The following is a 13,853-nucleotide window of genomic DNA, read 5'->3' as shown; positions in this document are numbered from 1 at the left end:
TAGAATGACTGCTCGTGGATCAGGCCCGGCAGCCGTCGCCCGGGAGTAGGCTGCTCTCAAGTAAAATGGTACTGACCAGTGCGTGAACCTTTTCCTACGCTGCCAGATCCGACTGCCGCTCTGCAGATCTGCTAAGCGGCAGTCGGGAGAGCCGAAGGGTTGCGGCAGTCTTCGCGCTCGCTTCCCGCGACGCGCGTCGGTACTTGATACTAGTTTACCGCAGCCCGCCGAGCGAGTGCCATGACGTAGTCATCGGCGATATCAGCCAAAGTCAGGGCGACCTCCGGTTCATTCCACCCCGCCGCGAGGGTCCTTTGCACGAAATCGCGAAACGCCGCCGCGAGTACCTCCTCGCGATCAAGAGCTCGGCAGGGATCATTCGCGGCTCGCATTATCAGACGGATAGCTTTCATTGATGCGCCCCTCACGGTTTGCCTTGTTGCACCACAAGTGCATTCGTCATGCACTCAGCCTCTTGCCATGCGCTATTATGCTTCTTTTCTAATGCCTTACGCGCTGCGTGTCGTTAGCTTCCGATCCCAAAACTTGCAGCGGCGTCCATTTCTGCGGCTGGGGGAAGTGGCAGTGGTCAATCATTCCCTTCGCTCAGGAACGATTGGATGACAACGCGTTCGATAGACCGATGATCGGTTTGCCGAATTGACAGTCGTTTCCCGTGGTGGAGCCTGTCGTGCAACTCATGTCGCAAGAACGCATCGCCAGGCGGGTTCGGTTTTCGGTCCGATAAAGATCGGAGGCGGGTAGCCAGCTGAAGCTGCAGCTGCTCTTGATAGGCGAGAGGCAAGGGGTAACTCTCGCATGATCTCTCGCCTGCCATCGCAACCATCAAGGATGACGTGACGTTGCGTCTCCGGACGGAGGGAGGCAGGCCAAAAGCGGCCTTCCATGGTTCATGGTTTCCCGCAGACAAGCCATCTGTGGCGCAAGGTCACGCCGCTTCTGGTAAAGAGAGGCTTCGGCGTGATCGCCTCGGATTATCGGGATGCAGGTTGCTCATCGAAACCGGCTGGAGGTTACGACAATGGAGCATGGCCTGCGACATCAAGCTCCTGCTTCTCGGACATCGCGGTGTTTAACGGCCAATCGTGCTCGTCGGCCACGATATCGACGTGCCACTCCAGGCGACGTCATTCATGACGGAGATGCGAGTTGGTCCGCGCGGCGCAGTGTTCGAGCTGAAGTGCCCCGGTAAGCTCGCCGCTACGAGGCCAGCCCTTAAACAACGACTTGGGGGAGATCTTTCGGCGCCCGTGCAGCACTCGGATGATTTCGACTGCGCCGCCGGTGAGCCGATAAAGAGTTAGATACTCGCCTGAGACCAGATACCGAATACCCGGTGCGATATCGTCGCGCGCCACGCCCGAGTAAGCGTGTCGTGCAAGATGCTGCCAGCGGGCCTCAATCGCATCGAGAACTCGATCTGGTGCGACTATGTTTTCAACAGCATGTAGGACCAGATTTCGATTTGGTCTTCATCGGCACGATCCGTGTGGACAATCGAAAGCACAGTTAGCGTTCGTGTCGTGGAGATTCAAAGCGATGGCGCGCGGCAGCTTTCACCTCTGCCATCGTCGAGCGCGAACTTGGACCGCGGTCGATGCCCTCCGGTGGTCTTTGCTACCTGATGCCGCAAAACTGGCTGACTCACATGATTTTTCTCGCGCAGCGCCTTGATCGCGCTTGGCGTCAGTGCCTTAGGAACAGAGAGGCAAGCAAGCGGCGCGCGTTCTTAAATTCCTGACCCGTCGAGCTGCAGGGCGTCGTCGCCTTCCCAGGGTGAGGGCATCGAAGTGCGATTGAGATTGGCCGAGGGCATCGGCATCCAGCACTTCAATTCCGGCTCGGCGTATCCAATGATGCGGCCCGGTGAGGAATCAGAGGCGCGCCAGCCTTCTGCACCGAACTGATCGCCATTCGACCAATACGCGAGGTCAACGGCTGCCGGCCCCTGTTCGGACGGGTAGATCGTGACGAGGATCCGACTTCCGTCTTTCGGCGCGCTTGCCATGTGGCGCCAGCGGTCTGGCTCGTCCATCATTCTTTTCCTCCTGCCTTGCTGCAGGTTGCAAGTGTCGCCTTGCCATCGAAAACGGTCAACTCAAACTTTGCACGACCCATCATCTGTCGATTGATTGTCCGATCAAGAGATCGGGTGGGTTTCTTGAGCATCGGCAAAACGGCACTACTGACCACGACGCACAGCTCCGCCGAGGACAGAGGAGCGCAAGCTACCAGCAGACAATCTTCGCTTTAGGCTGCTGCTCGTTCAGTGTCGGCGACCTGCTCCTTGAAATGGTTCCCAAGCGCTTCAGCGATATCCGCTGCTTCCTGCCTACCACGGCTCATGGTCCGGCGCTCGCGACCAAACGCAGTGTCCAACCGGCTCGTGGTGGGGAAATCCCAACCGCGGCTGCTCTCCTGTCTGCTTCCTGAGATGCCAGCGCCTTTGCTGTTCCTTGGTTCGCGGCCCACACCGTAACCCTCATTTTCCCCGCCGTGAAGGTAAAGCGGCGAACCTTCTTCCTACGACCGGCCGCAAACCCCGCCTTGAAGCCTCGCTGCAGGTCGCCCTTGTCATGGCTTCCCTTGAATTCCTTGGACTGCGCAGTCCACCAATCGTTAAAAGCTGTTTCTGCATCCGTGGTCCGCTTTGGAAGACGCATCAGCATAAGTAAGGACCTCCATTCTTGCGTGACGACGGCCTCCATCGGACACCAGTCCGCGAGCCATCACTCATAATGTTCCTATTTTGTTCTTTTCTGTGGGGCAGTCAAGCGTTCAGTCAGCTCATTGCACTGGACAAAACGGATCGGCAATTTACTAATTTATAAGATTGCCAAGGGAGATTGGGGGCGTGGCTGGCGAGGTCCCCGTTTATATCAGCCCGATAGATGTCGAATTTGAAGGCAACACCGGCCGCTATCGACACGCTGATACAGTCGGAGATCTCGCCGCCATGCTCCTGAGCCACCAATGGAGTTGGTCGAATGCGCCGTCGTTCCATCGTGCGCTTATGACCTCGATGGAATCTCTTGAATTTCACGTGGAGGCAGCCGATGCCTGGGCAGCCCTTGTGATAGCTGCCCCTGAGCTTCGGCTTCACATCTCGCCGGATGATATTGCCGAGTCGCGAGGAGCGAGCTGAAAAAAGAGCCCCACAAGGGCAGGGCCCAGATTGATGAGCAGTGCCCTAGAGCGGGCAACGCGCGGACAATACGCCTCACCATCGAGGCTCTCAAGCAAAACAACTCTCCTTTACATTTCGTGACGATGATACATCGCCACACTTCCGCGCTCCAAACCATTGCCGCGCGCAGATGCGCCCATTCGTTCGCGCCCGCGTAAACGTTGTGATCCAGCGCAACCGAAACGTCCGCTCGACCCGATGCCAGCACGTAACGAGCCGGGTCTTGCGCTGCGCCCCCGCGGGCCATGAGAGCCCAGGCGATACGCGCCAATTTGCTGGCCTGAGCGACTGCAATCAGCTTTGGCGGTTTCGTCAGAAGCATTCTTGCCAGCCAGGTACCAGCCCGGCGCGCCGCGTCGCCTCGCCCAGCGGACGACGGTCGTGGCTCCAACGATGAGCAGCCGCCGCAAATCCCGCGCCGCGTCGCTGCCGAGAATGTTGGATATCGCACGCGATCAATGCCAAGCAATTGTGCGGTAATCAGTTGGACGAAGGATTGTGCGTCGCGAAGTCCTAATGCGGCTTCAACTGCGCCTCTTCGAGCGCTTTTGCGTCGATCTTGCTTATTTTCGCTATTCAGTCGGTATGATAGGATATCGGCCGAGGGACCTGGTTATGCCAATTGACCGAACCACAACCGCGACAATTTCCCAACTCGGCCTTTCCATCATCTTCTCTATCGCGATCTTGTTCTGGACGCTCGTGCCGTCGTCGAACACGTTTGCCCGCGAGGGGACTGCTAGCCCAAGTTTCACCTCAAAGCATAACCGTGTGGACAGCAGTGATCCTGTGCTGATGGATTTAGGCATTCCAGACTCATCGAATGCAGTCGCGAACACCATTAACAGCATCGCCGCCGCTCTCAATGAGCTGCAAGCCGATGTTCTGACTGGGCCAATGCTGGAAAAAGCTATTGTGTGGAGTCGTAACAACGCGATCAGCGGATCAATGCCGATCCCTCCCTATATTCGACAGCAACTGACCGGCTACGCGACCGAAGACTCGATGAACCGTGTCCGGTACAAGATCGGCAACGGCGGCTCTCTAAACCTTGCTCTCCTGCTAGAGGGAGGCTTTGCAGACGCGGTCACGCTGATCGACGTAGTTGTGTTTCGCGAAGCTAAGGCGGCCGCTAACGTCTCCGCTTGGGCGCATGAACTCACACATGTCGACCAGTTCCGAGACTGGGGGGTACATGGTTTTGCAGTTCAATATGCACGGAATTGGCGAGCTGTCGAAAATCCCGCGTATGCCAAAGGCTATGGCTTTTGCAATTGGCTACAATCCCGCAAAGCCAGTGCATTTCTCGGGAATATCCGCCGAGGGAAGCATTTCACCATCCCGACCGAATGTACCTCAGGCTCCAGAGATGACTGAGGTAAATTGCGGATATCCCAGGTCGCGTCAAGGACCGCCCGACTTCCATCTGATGATCCGGCGCAAGGCAGAAAGCCAGCTCGTGTCGTGGATCGATCGTGCCCGCGACAGTCTGTTTCCTCCTTTGGCAATGGCGTGGCGAAAGATATACAGGCAGTCTGGGCAGCGATCGTCTCACCATGGTCCAATGGACAAACCGAGGGGCAGACTACCAAGCTCAAGCCGGCAAAGCGCCGGATCTACGGACACGTAAAGCTCGATCTTCTTCAAGCCCGCCTGATTGGCGCGACATAACACGGTTCCGGCCGAAGATGCCGGCTCGGATCAGGCTCGATTCTGGCGTATCGATGTCGGCCGCGGCTGGGGTCGGCGCCGGGTTCGAATTGGCGTGACCCCGTTTGGAGAGAAGTTGCACGCCGCTCCCCTTTCGATTCTCTGGTCGATGTGAAAACAACCGAGTCGTTGAACACCATGTCGCGAGGGCGACGGCCGGTTCGATCAAGGTGGGGCAGCGGTTCAGATCCCTTCAAGGCGCAGAAGTGCACTTTGGTCGCCAAATAGTTTCTACACGCGACCTGTTCGGTGCTGGTCAATGAGATTCCGGCAGGCGCGGATCGTCAATGCCATGACCGTGAGTGTTGTCCCGGCGATGCCGCTGCCGGGAAAGGCGCTGGCGTCCGCGACGATGACATTTGGCGCATCCCAGAGCTGATTGTAGGGATTGAGGACCGAATTCTCTGGGGTGTCCCCCATTCGCGCGCCGCCGGTTTCGTGGATCGCCGCTCCCATGCACATGGTCTTGCCGAACCATCTGCGGAACATGAAGCGGCTGAACGGATCGGCATCGGGAAAGGCGCCGCGGCCCATTTCTCTGAGGCCTGCGGGGGAGCCGATGAACTCCAGTTCACCCCCGACGGTATGTACCAGGTCGATCATGGTCTTTTCCTGTTGCGCCAGCAGGGCATGTTCCTCATCGTGCATGGCGCAGCGTATGTGCGGAACGGGAATGTTCCAGGCGTCCTTGCGCCTGACATCGAGCGTGATGCGATTGTCGGCATAGGGCAGCATGCGGCCGAAACCGAAGAAAGCGAGCCGGGACGGCTGATTGTCCGGTGTCGGTGCCCGCCCCACGCTGCCTTGGAAATCGAAATCGCCGCGGCTGGGGTCATTCTTGCCGAAACGCGGAATGAAAATGCCCCCTGAGGGGTTATAGAATGGATCGGTCGGTGCGGAAGCATCATGGGCCCAGCCTTTGGCCTTTTGGAAGGAGCCGAAGGCGAGACAGGGAAGCTGGTCCATAAAATAGCGCCCGAGCGTGCCTGAGCGATTGCCCAGTCCCTCGGGATGTCTGGCGGATACCGAATTGAGAAGCAGCCGGACGCTTTCTATGGGTGATGCCGAAAGCACCACCAGTGCCGCACGGGCAATCTCTACTTTGCCCGTCACGGCGTCGATGAATTCCGCACCGGCCGCCTGGCCGCCTCCGTCATCCGTCGTGATCCGGCGTACGATGGCGTTATGGCGGATGGTGAGGCGGCCGGTCGCCTGCGCCTCTCGCAAGGGCTTCGGCGTGCGCTCGGCGTCGGGAGCGACATAGCGCCAGGAGACAACGCGCCGCTCTGGCCAACGGGCCTCCACGTCGGCCTTGAAGATCTCTTCGGCTGGCGTCAGCCCCGCGGGGTGCGCATAGACGCCGTCGGGCAAGGTCTCCACGCCGTCCTCATTGCCATAGAGCCCAAGGCAGGATTCGACTTCGTTGTAGTAGGGTTCGAGCTCGTCGTAGGAAATGGGCCAGTCGACTCCCTTGCCGGTTCGCGACTTGATCTTGAAATCATCATCGGTCCAGCGCAGCAAGACACGGCCGAAGCTGTGCAGGCGCCCGCCAGCCTGACGGCCCCGAATCCACAGGAACGGCGCATCCCTCGGCGTCGTATAGGGGTTCTTCCGGTCGTTGACGAAGAAATGGCTGAAGCGTTCGGTAAAGAAGGCCGCGCGTGCCTGGATGGGTTGCCCCTTAATCGTCGCGCGCGCCCGCTCCCAGATATTGATGCTGCTGGCCGGTGCTTTCTTGCGAGCAGGATCGAAGTCATCGTGCGTCACGGCACGGCCTGCCTCGAGCAGCAGCACCGACAGGCCTTGTGCCGTCAATTCCTTGGCGGCGAAGGAGCCTGCTGCGCCGGAGCCGATCACCAACGCATCGTAGACAGTCTGAGACATGAGCAATTTCCGTATGATCTGAAAGCGGTGCTAGAGGCGGACGCCGTCGGCGTCGAAAAGAGAGGCCTTGGCAATATCGAGACCAGGCGCGATCCGCGTGTTCGGTACAAAAGTCACATCGCCCATCACCCGGCTGGACAGGCTGTCGCCGGCCCAGTCGAACCAGATCACCGTGTCGGCGCCCATAGGCTCGACAACGGAGACGGTGCCCGGAATGGTCGGCCACCCCCTTTCCGCGCCGTCGGGCGCGAGATGTTCCGGCCGGATGCCGAGCGTGGCGGGGCCTGCCTTGATGGAGGTCAGCAAGGGATAGCCGGAAAGATTGATCTTCAGCCCGTTGCTTTCGAAGGTGGGCGTGCCGGTGTCGACGACGATCCTCCCCTCGATGAAATTCATCGCCGGCGCGCCGATGAAGCCTGCGACGAAGAGATTGGCCGGGCGATGGTAGATTTCGGACGGAGTGGCGAACTGCTGGATCACGCCGTCCTTCATGACGGCGATGCGATCGGCAAGCGTGAGCGCCTCGACCTGGTCGTGCGTCACGTAGATCATCGTGTTGCCGAGGCTCTGATGCAGTTTCTTGATCTCCACGCGCAATTCGTTGCGCAGCTTGGCGTCAAGGTTGGAGAGTGGTTCGTCGAACAGGAAGACGTCCACCTCCCGCACCAGGGCGCGACCGATCGCGACGCGCTGGCGCTGGCCCCCGGACAGCTCCGATGGCCGGCGGTCGAGCAGCGTGTCGAGATGCAGAAGCGAAGCCGTGCGGGCGATGCGCGCGTCGATTTCGGCTTTGGGCAGGCCCGCGACACGCAGGCCGAAGGACAGGTTCTTGCGGACCGTCATGCGGGGATAAAGTGCATAGGACTGGAAGACCATGCCGATGCCGCGGTCCTTCGGCTCGTCCCAGGTGACATTTTTGCCGGAAATCCACATCTCGCCGTCGGTAATGTCCTGTAGCCCCGCGATGGCGTTCAGTAGCGTCGATTTTCCGCAACCCGACGGCCCAAGCAGCACGAGGAATTCGCGTGGCGCGATATCGATGGATAGTTTTTCGATGACGGTGTGATCGCCATAGGCGATCTTGAGGTCCTTTACGGAGACGGCAGGCTGCATGGCATTATCCCTTGACTGCGCCGGCGGCGACGCCGCGCACGAACCAGCGGCCGGAGAAGAAATAGATGGCGAGCGGAACGACGGCGGTCAGGATGGTGGCGGCCATGTTCACATTGTAGGCGCGCTCGCCCATGGTCGTGTTGACGATGTTGTTGAGCTGAACCGTCATCGGCAGATTGTCCCGCCCGGCAAAGACCAGTCCGATCAGGAAGTCGTTCCAGATGCCGGTGAACTGGAAGATGGAGGCGACGACGACCATCGGGACCGACATGGGCAGCATGATCTCGAGGAAGATGCGCCAGAAGCCGGCACCGTCGACGCGAGCGGCCTTGCAGAGCTCTTCGGGGATCGCCACGAAATAGTTGCGGAACAGCAGCGTGACCAAGGGCAGGCCGAAAATGACATGGACGAGGACGACGCCCGCCACGGAGTTGTAGAGGCTCAGATTGGCAAGCAGGCGCACCAAGGGATAGAGGAAGATCTGATAGGGGATCAGGCCGCCGGCCATCAGAAGCCCGAACAGCAGGCCGGAACCTCTCGGTCGCCAGAAGGAGAGCGCATAGCCGTTGATCGCGCCGATGAAGACGGAAAAGGCGACCGCCGGCACGGTGATTTTCACCGAGTTCCAGAAGCCGATGCGCACGCCCAGGCACTGCGTGCCCATGCAGGCCCCCGACCAGGCAGTTTTCCAGGCGTTGAAACCGATGATTTCAGGCACGGCGAAGATGCGCCCCTGACGGATCTCCTCCATCGTCTTCAAGGAGGTGACGAGCATCGTGTAGAGCGGCAGCAGGAAGAACAGCGCCGCAAGGATCAGGAAGGCGTATAGTCCGATGCGGCCGATGGTGAGCCGCGAGGGTTTCGGCCCGCGGGCGTGAAGAGTGGCCATCAGTGCGCCCCCCTTCTTCTGGCGCGCATGGAGAGCGCATAACGAAACGGGACGACAGCCATGATGACGGAGAGCACTAGCACCGTGGCGCCGGCGCTTGCCAGACCGAGATTCTGACGCTCGAACAGATTGTCCATGATGAATTTCGCCGGCACCTCTGTCGCATTGCCCGGCCCACCGCCAGTCAAGGCCACGACGAGGTCATAGGTCTTGATCACGCCCATGGAGAGTAGCATCCCCGATGCCGCAAGCGCGGGACCGAGCTGCGGCAGCACGATCGACAGATAGATGCGCCAGACTGGGATACCGTCGATTTGCGCGGCCTTCCACTGTTCTTCGCCGATGGCGCGCATGCCGGAGAGCGCAATCACCATGACGAGACCGGCCCCTTGCCAGACGCCGGCGAAGACGACGGTATAGATCGCCATGTCGCGACTAACGATCCAGTCGAATACGAAACTCTGCCAGCCCAACGCCCTGACGCTTGCCTGAATGCCCAAGGTCGGGTTCAGCATCCATTGCCAGACGAGGCCAGTGACCACGAAGGACATGGCATAGGGATAGAGGAAAATGGTGCGGAACACCGCTTCGAAGCGCACCTTGCGGTCAAGCGAGGCCGCCAGCACGAAGCCGAGGGCGAGACAGCCGGCAACATAGAGCACGCCGAAAATTAAGACATTTTCCAGGGATGCGAGCCATCTCGACGTCCGGAACAGCTTGGCATATTGGGCAAAGCCCACATAGTTGGATGATGGAAAGATGGTCGAATCCGTGAACGACAGCCTCACGGACCAAACCATGGTGCCGATGTAGATGAAGATCGCTGCGATCCATGTCGGCAGGAGCGCGATGGTCGCGGCAGGGGAACGTCTGCGCCTGGCTTGCATGAGCAAACTTTCTCAAACGGAATGTGCAGGGCCGATCGGCGTTCTTCTTTCCAATCGGCCTGCCACGTGGCCCTATTCGAAGATCGCGAAGAATTTCTCGGCGCCGGAGGTGCTGTCCTCGGAAGGGTTGGTCCAGAACTCATCAACGTAGTCGTTGAGCGCGCCGGCCTGCTGCGGCGAAAGGATCAGCGCCTGGTCCGGCACGATCTTGCCTGCGCTCATCAGCTCCAGCCCCTTCTTGGCGCAGACGTCGAGGCTCGACTGGTCGACGTCGGTGCGCATCGGCACGGAACCCTTCTTGAGCGAGAATTCGACCTGCACGGTGGGGTCCATGGCAATTTCGGCAAGCAGGGTCTGGCCCTTCTGGGAGGCTGCGTCAGCGATCTTCGGGAAGGAGAAGGCGTCAGCGACATAGACCATGCCCGGCGACTGCGGCGCGAGCATGCAGCCATAGTCCTTGCCCAGCTCCTTGCTGGCGGCGATGAATTCGCCCTTGGCCCAGTCGCCCATGAACTGCACGCCCGCCTTGCCGGTGATGACCATGGCGGTGGCGTCGTTCCAGTTGCGGCCAGGTGCACCTTCATCGACATAGGCCCGCAGCTTTCCGAGAATGTCGAGCGTCTTTTTCACGCCTTCGGTCGACACCTCGTCCTTGTCCTTGTCGACATAGATCTTCAGGAAGCCGTCTATGCCGACCTGGGTGAGCAGGATCATATTGAAGACCTTGGATTCCTGCCAGGATTGGCCACCCCAGGCGACCGGCTGCACGCCGGCAGCCTTGAGCTTGTCGAGGGCAGTGAAGAATTCGTCCCAGGTCTCCGGTTCCTCGCTCACGCCCGCCTTGGCGAAGGCCTCCTTGGAATAGAATACCCAGCTTTCGCCGTGGGCACCGGTCGGTGCAAGATAGACCTTACCATTGTAGGAAACGAGATCGGCGATCGACTTCGGCAGGGCATTTGTCCATTTGCCGGCTTCGGCGACGTCGTCGATCGGGTTCAGGAGGCCCTGATTGACGAAATCGGCATTGGCAAGGCCGATGACCGCCTGTTTGGCGGTGGGCGGATCACCCGCAACCAGGCGGTTCTGGAAGGCGGCATCGGCTGCGCCGAAGCCCGCAATGGAGGAATCCTTCCAGGCCCCGCCACGCTTTTCGAACTCCCGCTTGATGACATCAAGAGCCGCCGCCTCTCCGCCGGATGTCCATGAGGTCATCACTTCGGCTTTTGGCTTGTCTTCGGCGTAAACGGGGGCGACGGTTATCGAGAGCGCAGCGCCCAGCAGGAAGAGTTTCATCGTGTCTTTCATCGTTCCACCTCTTTGAGAAAGCCCTCTTGGCGGGGCTATGGTCTTGGGTTCATGGATATCAGCGATAGATCGGCAGAAGTGCTTGCCGTACGAGGGTCAGCCCGTTGGCGATGTCGTCGACGGGGTCGGGTGCGGCGTCCAGCTCGAGAATGGCCCAACCTTCGTAGCTGCGGTCGCGCAAGAGCCTGATCCAGCCCGGCCAATCGACACGGCCGAGACCGAAGCCGCAGAAATAGGGACGGTGGCGATCATGGATATGTTCGTCGATCGGCGTGTCGGCCGGCATCGGGCCGAGCGCATCCTTCCAATGGGCAATGATGACGCGCTCATGATGGCGATCGACGAGTTGCAGCGGATCGGAGCCGGCGACGATGATATGCGCCGTGTCCGGGCACATATGCACATAGGCCGGGTCCGTCAGCAGCATCAGCAGGTCGACATCGCGCGCGGCGGCAAAGATCGAATGGGCTTCGGTATGGAGCGCCAGCCGAACACCCTTGGCGTGGAGAACCGCGCCGAGCCGATTGAGAAAATCGGCGATCTTGCGCGCCTGCTCGAAATCGAAAAACCGTACAGGCTGGGCGCCAAGCGTCTGGCGCAGCGGCGCGCCGATGACCATGATGTCGCTGCCGCAGGCCTTGAGGAATTCGGCGTATTTCTCGGCCTTTTCGATGATGGCGGCTTGGGCTCCGGCTTCGGTGAAATCGCCGGCCGCCTCGAGTTCTGCGAAGAAACCGCTCGCCAGCGTCAACCCCCGCCTGGACAGTTCGGCGGCGAATGCTTCGACCGAACCGTAGGTCTTCGTCGCATCCTGCCAGTTGAAGGGCGAGAAGGTGAGTTCGACGCCGGTGACGCCGGAGGCTTGTACGGCATCGAGAATCTTGTCCCAGAAGGCGCGCGGCTCGCTACGGGCTAAGGCGACGATGCCGTCATAATCCTCCACGCCCCAGAAATCGGTGTGGAAAAAGGTGACGAGATCGACACCAAAGCGAAGCCGTTCGGTTGAGGTCATGACGCTATCCGCTCTCCAGGCACAGGGGGTCGGCTGCCGAACTGGTATCCGCAGCAAGTAATTCACAATGATTTCAATGCTCTGCAGTTGGCAATCGTTTGCCGTGCTCAGATACTAGACAAGTCGCTTTTTTATGCAAGTGGTTTTTGGCAATCGTTTGCTAAATGATCGCGAGTGCCTTAGGATTCGGCGCGACAGGCATCGGGATGAGAGTGAAAAAGTGAAAAGAAACAAAGCTATGCCGGTGGAAGAGCAATCAGGACCTTTGATGGCGGATGTCGCTCGCCTGGCGGGCGTGGCAATATCGACAGTCAGCCGCGCGCTCGCCAATCCTGGACGAGTCAATGAAAAAACGCGCCGCAAGATCGATGCGGCTGCCAAGCAACTGGGTTATACACCGAATGCCATGGCCCGCAGCTTGAGGGTTGGCAAGTCAAACATCATCATGATCATTCTGCCGGGGTCGCTCTACTACGGCGTGTCCCAGATCATCCCGCAGGTGCTGCAAAGCATCAACAAAGCTCTAATCCAGAACGACTACAATCTGATGATTGCCAACCTGGACCGTGACGTAGAGTCGGAACGGCACATTCTCGATCTGGCCTTTGGCGGCACCGTTCGCGGCGCCATCATCCTATCGTCGAAACTGCCCGAGGTCGACGGACGATCTCTTGCGAATGCCAGCCTGCCGATTGTCTCCTTGCTGCTCGATATGAGCGATGTGGGATTGCCGAGCGTGGTGACGAACGACCGCGAGGCTGTGCGGGAAGTGACCGCCCACCTTATCCGTCTTGGCCATCGCCGTTTTCTCTACCTTGCCGGCCCTAAGGGCAACTATCACGACGTCGAGCGTTATAGTGGCGTCATTGAGGCGTTGAAGGAAGCAGGATTGTCAGAATCTGCCGTGGTCCGATCGGGCGGCAATCTGGATTATCAGCAAGGTTTCGACATCGGGGTGCAAGCGGCTGGTGATTTTGCTGATCTTGCGGATAAACCGACCGCGGTAATCGCGACCAGCGACGATATGGCAATTTCCTTCATGAGCCGGATGCAACGTCTTGGCCTGACGATCCCGGGCGACCTCTCTATCGTCTCCTTCGACGGTTCGCCCGTTTGCGCATTCTGCTCGCCGCCGCTTTCAACAATCGAGCAGCCGGTAGAGGAAATGGGGCAGGCGGCGGTCGCACTCTTGCTGGCAGCCATTGGCCGATCGGAGCAAAAGCCAAAGATGCGAAATGTCATCCGCAGCCGATTTATTCAGCGTGAGAGCATGACTGCACCCACATAAGGCTCGTATCGATGGAGTCGCGCAGCGACCGGAAGCGGGCACCGCCAGCGGTCCCGCATACGCATCTTCGCGCAAAAAGGCCCATTCGACATGAAGGCTCACCTGAAGGTGCGAGGCTATCGCTGGCCGCATAGCAGCCCGCCTGGATGCCATTCTCGATCTCTTTAATCTCAGTGCAAGGCGTGCCCACTGCGGTCTCGATGGGGCATGTCTGACTGGAGAACGCCTCTCGCTGATCGGCTCGATCGTCTTCCCGCAACGGCGGGAGTGGGTGCGGAACGGGATCGTGGTTGCTGCTTCAGACAGAATAGACCCCGAATTGCCTGTTGATGAGGCGTGGGGGATCAATGGCTGTGCGGCGGTGCTGAGCGCGATCCTCGCCGCAATGCTTGCAATGCATGTCGGGTTCACTGGCGTCGTGACGATGGCCGCGATCCTCTATCTTGTCCCCGGCCTTACTCGCCGGGTCGCGGGATCGATACGATCAGCAGACGTCGCAAGGCTTTTTTCCAGATCGGAACCGTTCGTGAGATAGGCGGAATGGCCTCTCTTGCAAT

General features: G+C 59.5%; 13 protein-coding genes and 4 pseudogenes. 5 read left to right on the top strand and 12 right to left on the bottom strand.

The annotated features are described in order from the left end of the window. Positions 1–209: 209 nt before the first annotated feature. From FHT71_RS31580 to FHT71_RS10150, 5 genes and pseudogenes are all read right to left on the bottom strand, one after another. Positions 210–413 (bottom strand): hypothetical protein, encoded by a 204-nt coding sequence (locus FHT71_RS31580; protein ID WP_132591321.1) that lies wholly within the window; start codon positions 411–413, stop codon positions 210–212. 735 nt (positions 414–1,148) lie between these two features. Next, entirely contained in the window at positions 1,149–1,424 is a 276-nt protein-coding gene (locus tag FHT71_RS10160) for a type II toxin-antitoxin system RelE/ParE family toxin (RefSeq protein WP_245505498.1), read from the bottom strand. 230 nt (positions 1,425–1,654) lie between these two features. After that, positions 1,655–1,732: pseudogene (locus tag FHT71_RS32320) on the bottom strand (transcriptional regulator); the annotation flags it as partial. Positions 1,733–1,750: 18 nt separating this feature from the next. Further along, on the bottom strand, positions 1,751–2,056 hold the full coding sequence (locus FHT71_RS10155; RefSeq protein ID WP_037081534.1) for a hypothetical protein: 306 nt from the start codon (positions 2,054–2,056) through the stop codon (positions 1,751–1,753). Between the two features lie 307 nt (positions 2,057–2,363). Beyond that, on the bottom strand, positions 2,364–2,690 hold the full coding sequence (locus FHT71_RS10150) for a hypothetical protein (RefSeq protein WP_007787869.1): 327 nt from the start codon (positions 2,688–2,690) through the stop codon (positions 2,364–2,366). Between the two features lie 185 nt (positions 2,691–2,875). On the opposite strand from FHT71_RS10150, the gene FHT71_RS10145 reads away from it, so the two are divergent. Together FHT71_RS10145 and FHT71_RS31575 are read left to right on the top strand one after the other, a co-directional pair. After that, positions 2,876–3,166, top strand: coding sequence for a DUF982 domain-containing protein (locus tag FHT71_RS10145; protein ID WP_132591325.1), 291 nt, complete (start codon positions 2,876–2,878; stop codon positions 3,164–3,166). 132 nt (positions 3,167–3,298) lie between these two features. Next, positions 3,299–3,454, top strand: a pseudogene (locus FHT71_RS31575) (ATP-dependent DNA ligase); the annotation flags it as partial. Here FHT71_RS31575 and FHT71_RS31570 read toward each other — a convergent pair. Further along, positions 3,441–3,621, bottom strand: a pseudogene (locus tag FHT71_RS31570) (IS110 family transposase); the annotation flags it as partial. The pseudogenes FHT71_RS31575 and FHT71_RS31570 overlap by 14 nt on opposite strands. Positions 3,622–3,823: 202 nt before the next feature. On the opposite strand from FHT71_RS31570, the gene FHT71_RS10140 reads away from it, so the two are divergent. Together FHT71_RS10140 and FHT71_RS10135 are read left to right on the top strand one after the other, a co-directional pair. Further along, positions 3,824–4,585 (top strand): DUF4157 domain-containing protein, encoded by a 762-nt coding sequence (locus FHT71_RS10140; protein WP_245505496.1) that lies wholly within the window; start codon positions 3,824–3,826, stop codon positions 4,583–4,585. A 76-nt stretch (positions 4,586–4,661) separates the two neighbouring features. Beyond that, positions 4,662–4,879 (top strand): annotated as a pseudogene (locus FHT71_RS10135) (transposase); the annotation flags it as partial. 270 nt (positions 4,880–5,149) lie between these two features. Here the strand turns inward: FHT71_RS10135 and FHT71_RS10130 are convergent. The 6 genes from FHT71_RS10130 to FHT71_RS10105 all read right to left on the bottom strand — a co-directional run bounded on the left by FHT71_RS10130 (position 5,150) and on the right by FHT71_RS10105 (position 12,008). Further along, on the bottom strand, positions 5,150–6,802 hold the full coding sequence (locus FHT71_RS10130; protein ID WP_132591327.1) for a GMC family oxidoreductase: 1,653 nt from the start codon (positions 6,800–6,802) through the stop codon (positions 5,150–5,152). A 30-nt stretch (positions 6,803–6,832) separates the two neighbouring features. Further along, the gene (locus FHT71_RS10125) at positions 6,833–7,915 is read right to left on the bottom strand and encodes an ATP-binding cassette domain-containing protein (RefSeq protein WP_132591329.1); all 1,083 of its coding nucleotides are present in this window, start codon (positions 7,913–7,915) and stop codon (positions 6,833–6,835) included. Between the two features lie 4 nt (positions 7,916–7,919). Beyond that, positions 7,920–8,804 (bottom strand): carbohydrate ABC transporter permease, encoded by an 885-nt coding sequence (locus FHT71_RS10120; RefSeq protein ID WP_132591331.1) that lies wholly within the window; start codon positions 8,802–8,804, stop codon positions 7,920–7,922. Then, positions 8,804–9,691 carry a sugar ABC transporter permease gene (locus tag FHT71_RS10115; protein ID WP_132591333.1) on the bottom strand — a complete coding sequence of 296 codons (888 nt, stop codon included), beginning with the start codon at positions 9,689–9,691 and terminating at the stop codon, positions 8,804–8,806. Before FHT71_RS10115 ends, FHT71_RS10120 begins: the two co-directional genes overlap by 1 nt. A gap of 72 nt (positions 9,692–9,763) precedes the next feature. Beyond that, entirely contained in the window at positions 9,764–10,996 is a 1,233-nt protein-coding gene (locus FHT71_RS10110; RefSeq protein WP_132591335.1) for an ABC transporter substrate-binding protein, read from the bottom strand. Positions 10,997–11,054: 58 nt separating this feature from the next. After that, on the bottom strand, positions 11,055–12,008 hold the full coding sequence (locus FHT71_RS10105; protein WP_132591337.1) for a sugar phosphate isomerase/epimerase: 954 nt from the start codon (positions 12,006–12,008) through the stop codon (positions 11,055–11,057). Between the two features lie 220 nt (positions 12,009–12,228). On the opposite strand from FHT71_RS10105, the gene FHT71_RS10100 reads away from it, so the two are divergent. Beyond that, positions 12,229–13,296, top strand: coding sequence for a LacI family DNA-binding transcriptional regulator (locus tag FHT71_RS10100; RefSeq protein WP_132591431.1), 1,068 nt, complete (start codon positions 12,229–12,231; stop codon positions 13,294–13,296). The last annotated feature ends 557 nt before the right edge of the window (positions 13,297–13,853 follow it).

The sequence above is a fragment of the Rhizobium sp. BK060 genome, assembly GCF_014193145.1.
In the GTDB taxonomy this organism is placed as follows: Bacteria; Pseudomonadota; Alphaproteobacteria; order Rhizobiales; family Rhizobiaceae; genus Rhizobium.
This window is presented reverse-complemented; position numbering and strand designations above follow the sequence as displayed.